This window comes from Pseudomonas sp. IT-P395 (assembly GCF_949767675.1).
In the GTDB taxonomy this organism is placed as follows: Bacteria; Pseudomonadota; Gammaproteobacteria; order Pseudomonadales; family Pseudomonadaceae; genus Aquipseudomonas.
On record NZ_CATKPW010000011.1, the window covers coordinates 165,501 to 177,870 of the forward strand.

Consider the following 12,370-nt stretch of genomic DNA (forward strand, 5'->3'; position numbering starts at 1 on the left):
GAGGTCTGTTTTGGAGTTGTGCCCGCATGGTATGCGCAATGGGCGGTGGGTGGCCAGTCGGGGAATGGATGGCGGCGGACGTGAAAAAGCCCGGCTGATCAGGCCGGGCTTTTATTGCGATTGTGATGAAGCCGCAGCGTTAAGCGACGCGGCGTTCGATCAGACGATCGGAACCACCTTCGGCAACACGGCGTTCGAGCAGGCGATCGGAACCACCTTCGGCAACGCGGCGTTCGAGCAGGCGATCGGAACCACCTTCGGCAACACGGCGTTCGAGCAGGCGATCGGAACCACCTTCGGCAACGCGGCGTTCGATCAGACGATCGGAGCCGCCTTCGGCAACGCGGCGTTCGAGCAGACGATCGGAACCGCCCTCGGCAACACGACTTTCAATCAGCTTGTCCGAGCCGCCTTCAGCGACCTGGGTGTGTGCCGCAGTGGCGGCAAAAGCGTTAATGGCGAAAACCGAGAAAGCGATGCCGAGAAGGGTTTGGCGTTTCATGATCGTGTGCTCCAAGGGGTAGTTGTTTGTCTGGAGCCGATGTTACGCCGTGGATTATTTATGAGAACTTCATTGACGTGATGGTGACTATCGACGCCAGCAATGTATGCCCGAACCCCCGTTTCATGGGGCTGGTGATCGCACACACAGCTCACCGGTCGCCCGCGTCAGGGCCAGTTCATGCAACGCATCGTGGGCCAGGCCACTGCGCGCCTTGGCCAGCCACGCCGGGCAATTGGCGTCATGGCGATACGGCGTGAAGGCGGCGTATTGCTGCAGCAGGCGGGTTTGCAGTTCATCCAGGCGCGGGCGGATCTGCTTGCCCAGGTCGGGGCGCGGGGTGTCCGGCGCGCTACCGGTCGCTTGCCACTGTGCGAGCAAACCGTACTGCACCAGTTTGTTCGCCTCCATTTGCGCAGCAATCAGTTGCGCCACGTCCTCCGGGTCGAGTTGGCGCTCGGCGGCCAGCGTGCGAGCATTGGCGATGACCTGCGCCTCACGCGGGCTGTCCTGAATCGGCTTGCCGCTGTCCCATTTGGTCAGCGCGACGAGGTCGCCGATGTTCAGACGTTCGTTGAGTGTTTCCAGCAACGGCTTCAACGATTCGGCGGGCGCGGCGGCGTGAGCGCTGGTGGCGAGCAGGGCGAGGAGGGTGCCGGTCAACAGATTGGCAAAGTGCGGCATGAACAGAGCCTCAATGAGAGAGATGAAAGTGGGCAGTTGTTTACCACAGCCCTGAACCGGGGCCTACAGATGCGTGGCAATTACACAGGCACGGGCACCGCTGATAAACACCGATTTGAAATGTTAATTGCGCCCCGCGTGCAACTCATCGAAGCTATCCTCCATCAGCCCTCCCGCCGTCGAGATGGACCTCTATTCAATGCAAGCCGTCGCCCAACGCCCACTCTGGCACACCTACCTGCTGTTCCTCGCGCCGATGGTGCTGTCCAATTTTCTGCAATCGATGTCGGGCACGGTCAACAGCATCTACATCGGCCAGATGCTCGGCACCCAGGCGTTGGCAGCGGTGTCGGGGATGTTTCCCATCGTGTTCTTCTTTATCGCACTGGTGATCGGCCTCGGCGCGGGCGCCGGGGTGTTGATCGGTCAGGCATGGGGCGCGCGTGAGCCGCACATGGTCAAGGCGATTGCCGGGGCGACGCTGTTGCTCGGGGTGTTGATCGGTCTGGTGGCTGCGGTGCTGGGCAGCGTGTTCGCGCGACAGGCGCTGACCGGGCTGGGCACGCCGGCAGATGTGCTCGACGATGCGGTGGCGTATGCCCATGTGATGATGTGGATCTTGCCGTCGCTGCTGGTGTTTGTGTTATTCACGCAGCTGTTGCGCGGGGTCAGCGATACGCTGTCGCCATTGCTGGCGCTGATGGTCTCGACCTGCGTCGGGCTGGCCCTGACACCGGCGCTGATTCGCGGCTGGTTCGGCTTGCCGCAACTGGGCATTCAGAGCGCGGCGTATGCGGGGCTGGCCGGTAACCTGGCGGCGATGGCATGGCTGGCGTGGCGCCTTATTCGCAAGGGCCATCCACTGGCGCCGGACCGCGAGTTCTTTGCTGCGTTGCGCCTCGACGGGGTGATTCTCGGCAAGGTGTTGCGCATCGGCCTGCCGACCGGCGTGCAGATGATTGTACTGTCGCTGTCGGAGTTGGTGATTCTGGCGCTGGTCAACCAGCACGGCTCGCAAGCGACGGCGGCGTATGGCGCGGTGACGCAGATCGTCAACTATGTGCAGTTCCCGGCGTTGTCGATTGCAATCACCGCGTCGATCCTCGGTGCACAGGCCATCGGCGCCGGGCGGCTGGAGCGCATGGGGCCGATCCTGCGCACCGGGCTGTTGATCAACGTATGCCTGACCGGCGGCCTGATCGTGCTCGGTTACCTGTTGTCGCACTGGTTGCTGGGACTGTTCCTGACCGAGGACTCGACCCGGGCGATGGCTGAGCATCTGCTGCACATCATGTTGTGGAGCCTGTTGGTGTTTGGCTTCCAGGCCATCATTGGCGGGATCATGCGCGCCAGCGGCACGGTGTTGGTGCCGGTGATCATTGCGATCATTTGCGTGGTCGGTGTGCAGCTGCCAGCGGCGTACTGGCTGGACGGGCAATATGGTTTGCAAGGCGTGTGGATGGCGTTTCCGGTGGCATATCTGGGCATGCTGGTACTGCAGACCCTGTATTACAAACTGGTCTGGCAGCATCAGAAAATCGAGCGCTTGGTGTAGGCGCTGGCGTATCGGACGGATGTTTGCTTAAGTCAATCGAGTCCCTCGACGGCAAGCCCCGCCTGGAGAATCCGATGTCGATCCGATCGCTGCTGGCTGCCGCGTGTTCGCTGTGCGTCGTCTGTGCCGCGCAGGCAGTCGAATACACGCGGGTCAACACCACCGCCAGCCAGATCAGTTTTACCTACAACCAGATGGGCTCGCGGATGTACGGCACCTTCGGCAAGTTCGAGGCGACGCTGGACTTTGACACCGACAACCTTGCCAACGCCCACACCACGTTGCATATCGACCTCACCAGCATCGATGCCGGCAGCGAAGACGCCAACACCGAGCTGGTGAAACCGGCGTGGTTCGACACTGAAAAATTTCCCGTGGCGGTGTTCGAATCCCGACGTTTCACCCGATTGGCCGAGCGTCGCTATCTGATCGACGGACAACTCACCCTCAAGGGCATTACCCGCGAAGTGCAGGTGCCGGTGGAACTGAAACCGGGCAGCGCCATCGGCATTTTCGACGGTGACCTGATACTCAAGCGCGACGAGTTCGGCCTCGGCGCGGGGGAGTGGGCGGACAGCGTGGTGTCCAAGGACATCGCCATCAAATTCAAAGTGGTGGCGCCACAGCAGTGACGCTACCGGTTCCACTTCATGCGCATTGGCTGCGAGGTTGGACGATCGTGACCGGTGACGTAAACATCGGTGTACCAGCAAGTGCTGCGAAGTTCAAAACCACGTCAAAACTTTCCATACCCCCCACACATACATTGCGAAAGCCACGAGGCTGGTCCAATGGGCATGACTCAGGGACAGCAGCGGCGCCAATAGGATGTAACCGCCCCACAACACCAGAAACAGCGCCAGCAGCACTAGCTGCGGCGCATAATTGCCTAATTGAACCGTCCATGACTGGCGTTGGTGCGCCAAGTCAGGTTCTGCCGGTTTACTGCCATCGAGAATGAACGTCGCAATCACGTCCCAGTTTTCCTCGCGTAATGCTGCGCCATGACCGCCTTTCACGTACTCGGATTTGAACAGTGCGGCGTTTTCCTGTTGGAATCCATCGTGTCCGGCGCTCCCCAGATCCTGGAGTTCAAGCATCTGAAAGGTGCGCGGAAAAACGGCGACGACCCAGTCGGCGCTGGCAACAAAGTTGACGACACTTTTTACTCGGCCGAGGCTGATCAGAGTGCTCCAGTCATATCGCGTGCTGACAACACTGCCAGCGAACGCAATATGTTTGAAGCGAAGGCAAGCATAATCATCAAGTGCTTTGGCCAGCATGTAGGTCCCGTGGCTGTGGCCTACATAGGAAAATTGTGCATCCGGATAAAGGGCCCTGTTTTCAGCATAACGATCCATCAGCCATTCCACACGTTTGCGGCGGATGTGGGGTAATAGAAAGGGCAGCATGGCGAAATACCCATAACTGGATGTCTCGGTTTTGATGATCTGTTTTTTTTCCGTCTTGGTGGTATCCGGCGCCTTCTGGCGATCGATAAACTTGTTGCGCTGGCGAGCCATGGCAACCACCCGGCGCGCTATTTTTTGAGTCCAGTAGCCTTGATCGCGTATGCCGTGAATGACAAAGACCACATCGGTTACATCACTTTCGGCTTTGGGCAGATCCTGATCGGTCGGTAAGATCGACCCCTCTTTCAGGCTGTCAGGCGTGCCAGTGAGTGCCAGAGATATGACACGTGAACGCTTTTGGCCCGCTTCGCTCCCATCTGTCTCGACGACATTCACATGGCCGGACATGGGGACGTCGAGGTAATAAAAATCATCCCCCGCCACCAGGTCGATATTGTCTTCGGGAGAGACCAGATCGTCAGTGGACCCAAGCAACTGGATGGTGATGACCGGATCACAGGACCTGGCTTTGAATGACCTGCGCATTGCCATCCACTGCAAACGCAAGTTGGTCAGAAAAGGCGCGCCATAGTGAATATGAAAAACCAGTGGAGTGTATCGCCCCAGTGTCAGCGCCATGATGGTGTTGCCAAGGAGAACGCCCGCGCCCCAACGAAGAAAATTGCTGATCGACAGATGGGGGGACAGGCGCCAGCCGCGATTGATAGCGGCGAGCAGGACTATGCGCTTTACTCGATTGGCCCAGATTCGCGGCGATTGCCCGCTGAGCTGAGGCTCGAATGGAGCCTCTGGCGTTTCCCCGCAAGCACACACATATACCTTGCGTGCAAGCAGGGCACCCATGCTGTGCCCCACCAGATATATCCCCGAGTACGCACCGTTTGATGTTTGCCAAATCTCATCAATCTGCCGCATCACCGATAGCGTGATGTCGCAGGGATCGGCGAACGACATCATGCTGGTGTCGAGGGTAGGGTAGAAAAAGTCAGGAACTGATTGGTTGTTTTCGATGCAGGCGCTCAATACGGTAGCTTCAAGATCGGCCAGCTTAGCCTGGGATCCTCCGATTGAATGGAACAGGATGACTAATTCCTTTGAAGACGTATGCGTATGCGCTTGCCTGGTCATTCAAACGGTGCTCCTTGGGATTACTAAGTTGTAGTCTTTCCTTTGGTCAGGCACTGATTTAATCAGCATAAATAATATAGCCAACAGATAATGAATGGCGGCGGGCTCATTGAGCTTAAATCTCCCCATGGATGCCCCGTAGGGGCGGATTATGCTTTTGGCAGACAGTCGACGGTGGCACGGTATGATGTCGCTGTTCACCGATTGCAGTCGTCGGGGACGTGTTTTTTCTGCCGGAGTTTGCCCGCCATGCCACGCATCACCCACTACAAAACCCCATGCCCCGAAGGCGTCAACAGCCAGATCCTGCAAATGGTCGTCGATTACCTGACCGACATCAGCGCGGTCGGTCTCGGCCCGAGCAACCTGCTGTACAACGTCTATCAGTACGCGGTCGGCTATGAGGTGCATCTGTATCTGGAAGCGTTGAATGGCGAGAAGGGCACCGACGTCGAGTTGCTGGTCGCCACCGACGAGGATGATCCAGAGCAAGTGATCGGTTTTCTGTTGTACCTGCCGGTGCAGGGCGATTGGGAAGCCTGCAGCGTGGCTTATATGGCCGTGCGCGAAGGGCATCGGCGTCAGGGCGTGGCGCGGGCGCTGATCGGCGAAATGCTCGGGCGTTATCCCCACGCGGAACTGGCCTGCACCGTGGGTAAAGTCCCGTACTTCGAAGCCTTGGGTTTTGAAGTGATCGGTTCACGGGAAACGCAGGTATTGATGAGCACCCGGCATTACCGCAGCAACGGCCTGCGCGGATTTATCGACACCACGCCGATTTACCGGTCGCTGGAAGTCCAGCAGATCCACACCTATCTACTGCAGAAAAACGGCAAGCGGGCGATGCTCGATGCTGAGAAACAGCGCGATCGACACCTCGATCAGACCACCCGCCACACCGAAGAATTTGTCCGGCAACGCCTGACCGTACACTGACCTCACATCGCTGAAAAAGCCCTTGCTGTGAATGGCGCAGCAAGGGCTTTTTTGTGCGCGTCATTCAGCCGAGTTTGACGTTCATGGTGATCCGCGCCGTGAACACGTGCTTGCCCTCGGTGTCGCGAATATCCACGGTGACGATCTTGTCGCCCTCGCTTTGCCAATCCACACCTTCACCACTGGCCACTGCCGTCACATCGGTTTTCGCCTTGGCCAGGTACTCCACGGTCATGCCTTTGGGGATCCAGCGTGCGCCGCCCGGGATCGATACATCGGTCATCATCCCGGCGGCGAGTTCTGCGGCGTTGCACATGGCAATGGCATGCACGGTGCCGAGGTGATTGGTGATCTCTCGACGGAACGGCACTTGCACCGTCGCCGCATTGGCGCGCAACTCGGTCACCAGCGGGTTGATGGTGCTGAAGTACGGCGCGACCTGGCAGGCCATCTGGCTGAAGGCTTGCGGACCTGCGCTGTTGAACATGCTGAGAAACTGACTCATGGAAACGCCTCGCGAAAAGTGAATTTGCAGAATGATGTTCCGTTACAGAATAATATTCTGTAACGGAACGGTATTCGGTCTGCGGGAAATCTGTCAACCTGTGCGTGTTTTTTTCATGGGCACGACGTGTGCCTTTCAATCCGATTTTCAGGCAGTCAGCCGCATGGACACCGCAGATCTACTGGAACGCAGTTACCCCGGCCGTCGCGCCGAACTCAAGCGCGATATCTTTCGCAAGGCGCTGAGCCTGTTCAATGAACAGGGGATCGAGGCCACCACCATCGACATGATTCGCGCCGAGTGCGACACCAGCGTCGGGGCGATCTATCACCATTTCGGTAACAAGGAGGGCTTGGTCGCCGCATTGTTTTTCACCGCGCTGGAGGATCAGGCGCGCCTGCGCGATGCCTATCTGGAGGCTGCGAAAACCACCGAGGAAGGTGTGCAGGCGCTGGTGTTCAGCTACGTCGATTGGGTCGAACGTCAACCGCAGTGGGCGCGCTTCCAGTACCACGCACGATTTGCCGTGACCAAAGGGCCGTTCAAAGACGAACTGACCGAGCGCAACAAGACCCGCAATCTGCGTCTGCGCGACTGGCTGGCCGAATCGGGACGCGCTGCCGAACTCAAGGCGCTGCCCGCCGAACTGTTGCCGTCGTTGATCATCGGCCAGGCCGACAGTTACTGCCGCGCCTGGTTGGCCGGACGAGTGAAGGGCAGCCCGGCGGACTATCGCGAGTTGCTGGCACAAGCGGCCTGGCGCTCGATTTGCGCCGACGCACCGCCGGACTGCTGATTTACGCAGACAAAAAAAGAGCCTCAAAGCTCTTTGATGGGGAGGAAGTGGAGCCCGTGAGGCTCAAGGTGCGCATGAAGCAAGGCACGGGCTTGATTGGGGTTCAGAGCACCCGTGCCTACGCAGTGCTCGAAGAGCGGAGCTACTGCGTGATTCCATCGTAGGAGTGTGCAAGTGGCGGCTCAAGTACCGCCAGTCGCCCGGGCGGCGGCGCGTTCGACCATGGCCAAGATGGTCGCAAACAGTTCGTCACTGGCCTCTTGCGTGCTGATTTCACCGTTGGCCGCCGCGTGCGACAGCGCTTCGGCGGCGCCGAGCATCGCCCGCAATGCGGCCTGGCTGATCTGCCCGCCGCTCGCGTGCGGCGCCAGATCGCGGCGGCATTTTTCAAGGAAGATCGCCTCGTACTCGCGCTTTATCTTCTCCAGTTCCGGGGTGCTCGCCAGCGCAGCGATGATCCCTGGTATCTCGTTGCCCTGCAGCATCACGCAATCAACGTACGCGGTGGCAATCACCGCAGCGATGCCGGTCAGTGTCGGCTCGCTTTGGGCGACGGCGGCGTCCATCAGCAACGTTTGTCGTGCATCGAAATCCCGATAGAGCGCTGCGAGCAATCCGGAGCGCGTGACGAAATGATCGTACACCACCGGTTTAGTCACCCCGGCCATTTCGGCGAGATAGCCGAGGGTCAGGGCGTCGGTGCCTTCGGCGCGGATGATTTGCCAGCCGACATCGAGCAATTGGCGCAGGCGATCTTCACGGGACAGGCGACGCCGCGGAGCCGGGGGGACGGGTTGGCTGATTTCAGTGGTTGACATCGTTTATATACCAAACGTAACTTACTGTTCGTAACTTACCAAGAGTATATAAGCCTTGGTGAGCAATCACCAACCGGAGAATTGCCATGCACGCCTTGATCGTCGTCGCGCATCACGACCCACGCTCGCTGACCCACAGCGCCGCCGCGCAAATTGCCGAAAGCCTTGTTCAGGCTAACCCGGCCAACACTTTTGAAATCGCCGATCTCTTTGCCGAAGGCTTCGAACCACGTTTCGGCGCGGCCGATTTCGCCGTACATCACCGTGAGTCCGCGCCGCCCGCCGATGTCCTGGCCGAGCAGGCACGCATCGACCGCGCCGATACCTTGGTGCTGGTGTACCCGGTGTACTGGTGGTCGATGCCGGCATTGCTCAAAGGCTGGATTGATCGGGTGTTCAGCAATGGCTGGGCTTTTGATTTCAGTGGTGACCTCAAGCATGTGAAGCTGCTGCAGCGCCTGCGTGTGCACCTGGTCGGCCTCGCCGGCGCGGATGCGCGCACCTATGAACGCCATGGCTATGGCGCGGCGATGAAAGCGCAGATTGAACACGGGATTTTCGATTACTGCGGGACGACAGTGCTGAGTTCGACGTTGCTGCCGGAATCGGAGTTGCGCGATCCACGGGAGCAGTTGGCGGTTGCAAGGGAACTCGGCAGCCAAATCTTCACATAACCCCTGTAGGAGCTGCCGAAGGCTGCGATCTTTTGATCTTGTCTTTTAAAAGCAAAATCAAAAGATCGCAGCCTTCGGCAACTCCTACAGTGTTTTTACGGTGTCAGCGGGCGCCGGGCCAGCCTGATTTTTCGAGGGCAGCGAGCAGGGTTTCGGCATCCAGTCCCGGCACCGAATGGCCGTTACCCTCGGTGCTGTCGCTGGTCAGCAACGCATTGATGATCGCTTCTTCAACCGCTTCGGTCGCGGCCAGGAACAGCTCGCTGATGTGGTCATTGTTGACCATGCGCAAACCATCGCAGGTCGGCGCGCCTTTGCCTTCGTAGGCCGCGGGCGGCACGTGAGCGTTGCCGGTGGCGAAGGCGATGAAGATGTCGCCGCTGTGATCCTCGTTACCGCCGCCGGTGCGCGCCAGGCCCAGGCTCGCGCGTTGCGCCAGACGTGTGCACTGGTGCGGCAACAGCGGCGCATCGGTGGCCAGGCAGACGACGATCGAACCCATGCCCGGATGCGGTAATGAGGCGCGCAAGAACGGCGAATCTTTCTGCTCCATGTAACGTCCGACCGGGTAGCCGTCGACCCGCAACTCACTGCGAATACCGTGGTTGGCCTGTACGATTGCGCCGACAGTCCAGCCGCCCTGGGCAGCGTTCAAGCGCCGCGACGAAGTGCCAATGCCACCCTTGAATTCATGGCAGATCATGCCGCTACCGCCGCCGACGGCGCCCTCCGTGACGGGACCATCCACGGCGGCGAAGAGCGCTTCGGCGACGTGTTCAGGCTGGACGTGAAAACCGTTGATGTCATTGAGCAAGCCGTCAAAGGTTTCCAGCACCACCGGCATGTTCCAGTAGAGGCGACCGTCGTCCGGTTGTTGCTGGCGATCCAGTGCAATCAATGCATCGCGCACCACACCGAGGCTGTGGGTGTTGGTGAACGCAATCGGGCTGGTCAGCAGACCCGCCTCGCGAATCCACTCAAGTCCGGTGGCGTCACCATTGCCGTTGAGCACATGCACGCCGGCAAAACACGGTTGCTGATTGGTCGAACCCGGACGCGGTTCGATCAGCGTGACGCCGGTGCAGATGTCACGCCCGGCGCTGCTGCGTCCGCGCACATTGCTGTGGCCGACGCGCACGCCGGGGACATCGGTGATGGCGTTGAGCGGGCCGGGAGGTAGTTGGCCAATGCGGATGTTGAGGTCACGGGCACGAGGTTTCATTGATTTCTGTCTCTCTAAAAAATGTCTGGTGAATCACAAAACCTGTAGGAGTGAGCCTGCTCGCGATAGCGGTTTGTCCGGCAAAACAGTGTTATCAGGCAGACCGCTATCGTGAGCAGGCTCGCTCCTACAGGGTTTTGTGAAATGTTCAAAAACGGGTTACTGGCCGTTCTTGACCTTGCTCCACACTCGTGTGCGCACCCGTTCGGTGGCTTTGGGCAGGGGTTCAAGGGTGTACAGCGTGGCCATCGCCGTGGCGGAGGGATAAACCGCCGGGTTGTCCCGCGTGGCGGCGGCCACCAGCGGCGTCGCCGCGCGATTGCCATTGGGATAAGACAGATGATCACTGACCGGCGCGATCACTTCCGGGCGCAGCAGATAGTCGATAAAGGCCAGACCCTGAGGACGATTCGGCGCGTCCTTGAGCAGCACCAGCGTGTCGAACCACACCGGCGCGCCTTCCTTGGGCAGGCTGTAGGCGATCTTCACGCCGTTGTTGGCTTGCTCGGCATTGGTCTTGGCTTCCAGCATCGCGCCCGACCAACCGACCGCTACACAAATGTTGCCGTTGGACAGGTCGCTGATGAATTTCGACGAGTTGAAGTAGGCAATGTGCGGGCGCAGTTTCAGCAGCAACGCTTCGGCTTTTTTATAGTCTTCAGGATCGGTGCTGTTCGGTGGCAGACCGAGATAGTGCAGGGCGACCGGCAGCATTTCCGACGGTGAATCGAGCATCGCCACGCCGCATTGGCCGAGTTTGGCGAGGTTGTCTTCGTTGAACACCAGATCCCACGAATCCACCGGCGCCTTGTCGCCGAGCGCCGCGCGCACTTTGTCGACGTTGTAGCCGATGCCGTTGGTGCCCCACAGGTACGGCACCGCGTATTGATTGCCGGGATCGTTGTTGGCCAGTTTCGCCAGCAAGTCGCTGTCGAGATTCTTCCAGCCCGGCAGTTGCTCGCGCGGCAGCGGGGCGAGGGCGCCGGCCTTGATCAGCGTCGGCAGGCTGAAGTTGCTCGCCACCACCACGTCGTAGCCGCTGCGGCTGGTCATCAGTTTGCCTTCAAGGACTTCGGCACTGTCGAAGGTGTCGTAGACCGGTTGGATACCGCTGTCGCGCTGGAAATCGTGCAGGGTGTTCGGGCCGATGTAGTCGTACCAGTTGTAGACATGCACGCTCTGCGCGTCGGCGGCCATGGCAATTGAGCTGGCGCTGAGACCGGCCAGCAGGCCCAGTTTTATGCTGAGGTTGATACAGCCACGGTGACGACGCATGATGCGGCACTCCTGGCCTGTGCAGGCCGGTGATGAACAGGAGTGCTCAGCCTATCGGGCCGGTCACGCCTGACCCATTCCCATCATGGGTTACTCAAAAGGGGTAGTGCGTGGACGCGTTACTGCAGGAACTGCCGGTGCATCAAAGTCTGGCGCGGGTATTCGCCGCTGTTGGCCAAGAGGGTTTCTGGCGCGCGCTGGTCGATACGTTGCGGCTGCTGGTGCCGCTGGACAACGCGCTGGTGGCGCTGATGAAAGCCGGGCAGGCGCCGCAGTTGCTGATCGACTTCGACAGCCAGGGCCGTCCCGACGAGCAGGAAGAACTGGCCAGTTACAGCGCCGGCATGTACCTGCTCGATCCGTTTTACCAGGTCGCATCGACCGGCATTGCCGACGGCTTGCACAGCCTCGCCTCGGTGGCGCCGGACCAGTTTCTGCACAGCGAGTACTACCAGAGCTATTTTCGTTCAGTGGTGGGCGAGGACGAGTTGCAGTTCATGATCAATGTCGAGGGCGGCGTGCTCGGTTTGTCCTTGGGCCGTTCGACGCCGTTCGGCATGGCCGAGCAGGGTCGACTGCTGTGCGTGCGTGACTGGGTGTTGGCGGCGATGCGTCGGCATGTGCAGTTGCTGCCGCCGCAGGGCGCGCTGGCGGAAACGCCGGTCGGTGATCTGGCAACGTTGCTTGATCGTTTCGATGCGCGGCTGTCGGTGCGCGAGGTCGATACGGCGCGGCTGATCTTGCAGGGATTCTCCAGCAAGGCGATGGCCCAGCAAATGGGCATCTCGCCGGAGACGGTGAAGGTGCATCGCCGCAATCTGTATCACAAGCTCAATGTCACCGGGCATGGTGAGTTGTTTGCGCTGGTGTTGCGCCCACCAACTCCCTGATTCACCGCAAAA

General features: G+C 59.8%; 13 protein-coding genes. 6 read left to right on the forward strand and 7 right to left on the reverse strand.

Going from position 1 to position 12,370, the window contains the following annotated elements:
* Window positions 1-139: 139 nt before the first annotated feature.
* Window positions 140-502, reverse strand: coding sequence for a hypothetical protein (locus ACM6IN_RS09335; RefSeq protein WP_414915843.1), 363 nt, complete (start codon window positions 500-502; stop codon window positions 140-142).
* Window positions 503-625: 123 nt separating this feature from the next.
* A complete protein-coding gene (locus tag ACM6IN_RS09340) occupies window positions 626-1,186 on the reverse strand; it encodes a chorismate mutase (RefSeq protein WP_414915844.1) in 561 nt (186 codons plus the stop codon).
* A 199-nt stretch (window positions 1,187-1,385) separates the two neighbouring features.
* Here ACM6IN_RS09340 and ACM6IN_RS09345 point away from each other — a divergent pair, with 199 nt between their 5' ends.
* Both ACM6IN_RS09345 and ACM6IN_RS09350 read left to right on the forward strand, forming a co-directional pair.
* Complete coding sequence (locus ACM6IN_RS09345; protein ID WP_007908144.1) at window positions 1,386-2,741, forward strand: MATE family efflux transporter; 1,356 nt, start codon at window positions 1,386-1,388, stop codon at window positions 2,739-2,741.
* Between the two features lie 74 nt (window positions 2,742-2,815).
* The gene (locus ACM6IN_RS09350; RefSeq protein ID WP_414915845.1) at window positions 2,816-3,373 is read left to right on the forward strand and encodes a YceI family protein; all 558 of its coding nucleotides are present in this window, start codon (window positions 2,816-2,818) and stop codon (window positions 3,371-3,373) included.
* 93 nt (window positions 3,374-3,466) lie between these two features.
* Here the strand turns inward: ACM6IN_RS09350 and ACM6IN_RS09355 are convergent, their stop codons facing one another.
* Complete coding sequence (locus ACM6IN_RS09355) at window positions 3,467-5,242, reverse strand: alpha/beta hydrolase (RefSeq protein WP_414893764.1); 1,776 nt, start codon at window positions 5,240-5,242, stop codon at window positions 3,467-3,469.
* Window positions 5,243-5,491: 249 nt separating this feature from the next.
* Between ACM6IN_RS09355 and ACM6IN_RS09360 the strand changes: the two genes are divergently transcribed.
* Window positions 5,492-6,178: a GNAT family N-acetyltransferase gene (locus ACM6IN_RS09360; RefSeq protein ID WP_007908154.1), complete on the forward strand. Its 687-nt coding sequence runs from the start codon at window positions 5,492-5,494 to the stop codon at window positions 6,176-6,178.
* A 64-nt stretch (window positions 6,179-6,242) separates the two neighbouring features.
* Here ACM6IN_RS09360 and ACM6IN_RS09365 read toward each other — a convergent pair whose 3' ends face one another.
* Window positions 6,243-6,683, reverse strand: a complete 441-nt coding sequence (locus ACM6IN_RS09365; protein ID WP_007908162.1) for a hotdog fold domain-containing protein — start codon at window positions 6,681-6,683, stop codon at window positions 6,243-6,245.
* 163 nt (window positions 6,684-6,846) lie between these two features.
* On the opposite strand from ACM6IN_RS09365, the gene ACM6IN_RS09370 reads away from it, so the two are divergent.
* The gene (locus ACM6IN_RS09370) at window positions 6,847-7,479 is read left to right on the forward strand and encodes a TetR/AcrR family transcriptional regulator (protein ID WP_007908165.1); all 633 of its coding nucleotides are present in this window, start codon (window positions 6,847-6,849) and stop codon (window positions 7,477-7,479) included.
* Window positions 7,480-7,661: 182 nt separating this feature from the next.
* Here ACM6IN_RS09370 and ACM6IN_RS09375 read toward each other — a convergent pair whose 3' ends face one another.
* Window positions 7,662-8,297 carry a TetR/AcrR family transcriptional regulator gene (locus ACM6IN_RS09375; protein WP_414915846.1) on the reverse strand — a complete coding sequence of 212 codons (636 nt, stop codon included), beginning with the start codon at window positions 8,295-8,297 and terminating at the stop codon, window positions 7,662-7,664.
* A gap of 86 nt (window positions 8,298-8,383) precedes the next feature.
* Between ACM6IN_RS09375 and ACM6IN_RS09380 the strand changes: the two genes are divergently transcribed.
* Entirely contained in the window at window positions 8,384-8,971 is a 588-nt protein-coding gene (locus ACM6IN_RS09380) for an NAD(P)H-dependent oxidoreductase (RefSeq protein WP_414915847.1), read from the forward strand.
* Window positions 8,972-9,074: 103 nt separating this feature from the next.
* Here the strand turns inward: ACM6IN_RS09380 and ACM6IN_RS09385 are convergent, their stop codons facing one another.
* Window positions 9,075-10,193: a P1 family peptidase gene (locus ACM6IN_RS09385; protein WP_414893761.1), complete on the reverse strand. Its 1,119-nt coding sequence runs from the start codon at window positions 10,191-10,193 to the stop codon at window positions 9,075-9,077.
* Window positions 10,194-10,352: 159 nt separating this feature from the next.
* A complete protein-coding gene (locus tag ACM6IN_RS09390) occupies window positions 10,353-11,468 on the reverse strand; it encodes an extracellular solute-binding protein (RefSeq protein ID WP_414915848.1) in 1,116 nt (371 codons plus the stop codon).
* A gap of 110 nt (window positions 11,469-11,578) precedes the next feature.
* Between ACM6IN_RS09390 and ACM6IN_RS09395 the strand changes: the two genes are divergently transcribed.
* On the forward strand, window positions 11,579-12,358 hold the full coding sequence (locus ACM6IN_RS09395) for a helix-turn-helix transcriptional regulator (RefSeq protein ID WP_414915849.1): 780 nt from the start codon (window positions 11,579-11,581) through the stop codon (window positions 12,356-12,358).
* Window positions 12,359-12,370: the final 12 nt, after the last annotated feature.

Coding starts and splice junctions, on each gene's coding strand:
- ACM6IN_RS09335 (WP_414915843.1), bottom strand. CDS start 502: ATGAAACGCCAAACCCTTCTCGGCATCGCTTTCTCGGTTTTCGCCATT.
- ACM6IN_RS09340 (WP_414915844.1), bottom strand. CDS start 1,186: ATGCCGCACTTTGCCAATCTGTTGACCGGCACCCTCCTCGCCCTGCTC.
- ACM6IN_RS09345 (WP_007908144.1), top strand. CDS start 1,386: ATGCAAGCCGTCGCCCAACGCCCACTCTGGCACACCTACCTGCTGTTC.
- ACM6IN_RS09350 (WP_414915845.1), top strand. CDS start 2,816: ATGTCGATCCGATCGCTGCTGGCTGCCGCGTGTTCGCTGTGCGTCGTC.
- ACM6IN_RS09355 (WP_414893764.1), bottom strand. CDS start 5,242: ATGACCAGGCAAGCGCATACGCATACGTCTTCAAAGGAATTAGTCATC.
- ACM6IN_RS09360 (WP_007908154.1), top strand. CDS start 5,492: ATGCCACGCATCACCCACTACAAAACCCCATGCCCCGAAGGCGTCAAC.
- ACM6IN_RS09365 (WP_007908162.1), bottom strand. CDS start 6,683: ATGAGTCAGTTTCTCAGCATGTTCAACAGCGCAGGTCCGCAAGCCTTC.
- ACM6IN_RS09370 (WP_007908165.1), top strand. CDS start 6,847: ATGGACACCGCAGATCTACTGGAACGCAGTTACCCCGGCCGTCGCGCC.
- ACM6IN_RS09375 (WP_414915846.1), bottom strand. CDS start 8,297: ATGTCAACCACTGAAATCAGCCAACCCGTCCCCCCGGCTCCGCGGCGT.
- ACM6IN_RS09380 (WP_414915847.1), top strand. CDS start 8,384: ATGCACGCCTTGATCGTCGTCGCGCATCACGACCCACGCTCGCTGACC.
- ACM6IN_RS09385 (WP_414893761.1), bottom strand. CDS start 10,193: ATGAAACCTCGTGCCCGTGACCTCAACATCCGCATTGGCCAACTACCT.
- ACM6IN_RS09390 (WP_414915848.1), bottom strand. CDS start 11,468: ATGCGTCGTCACCGTGGCTGTATCAACCTCAGCATAAAACTGGGCCTG.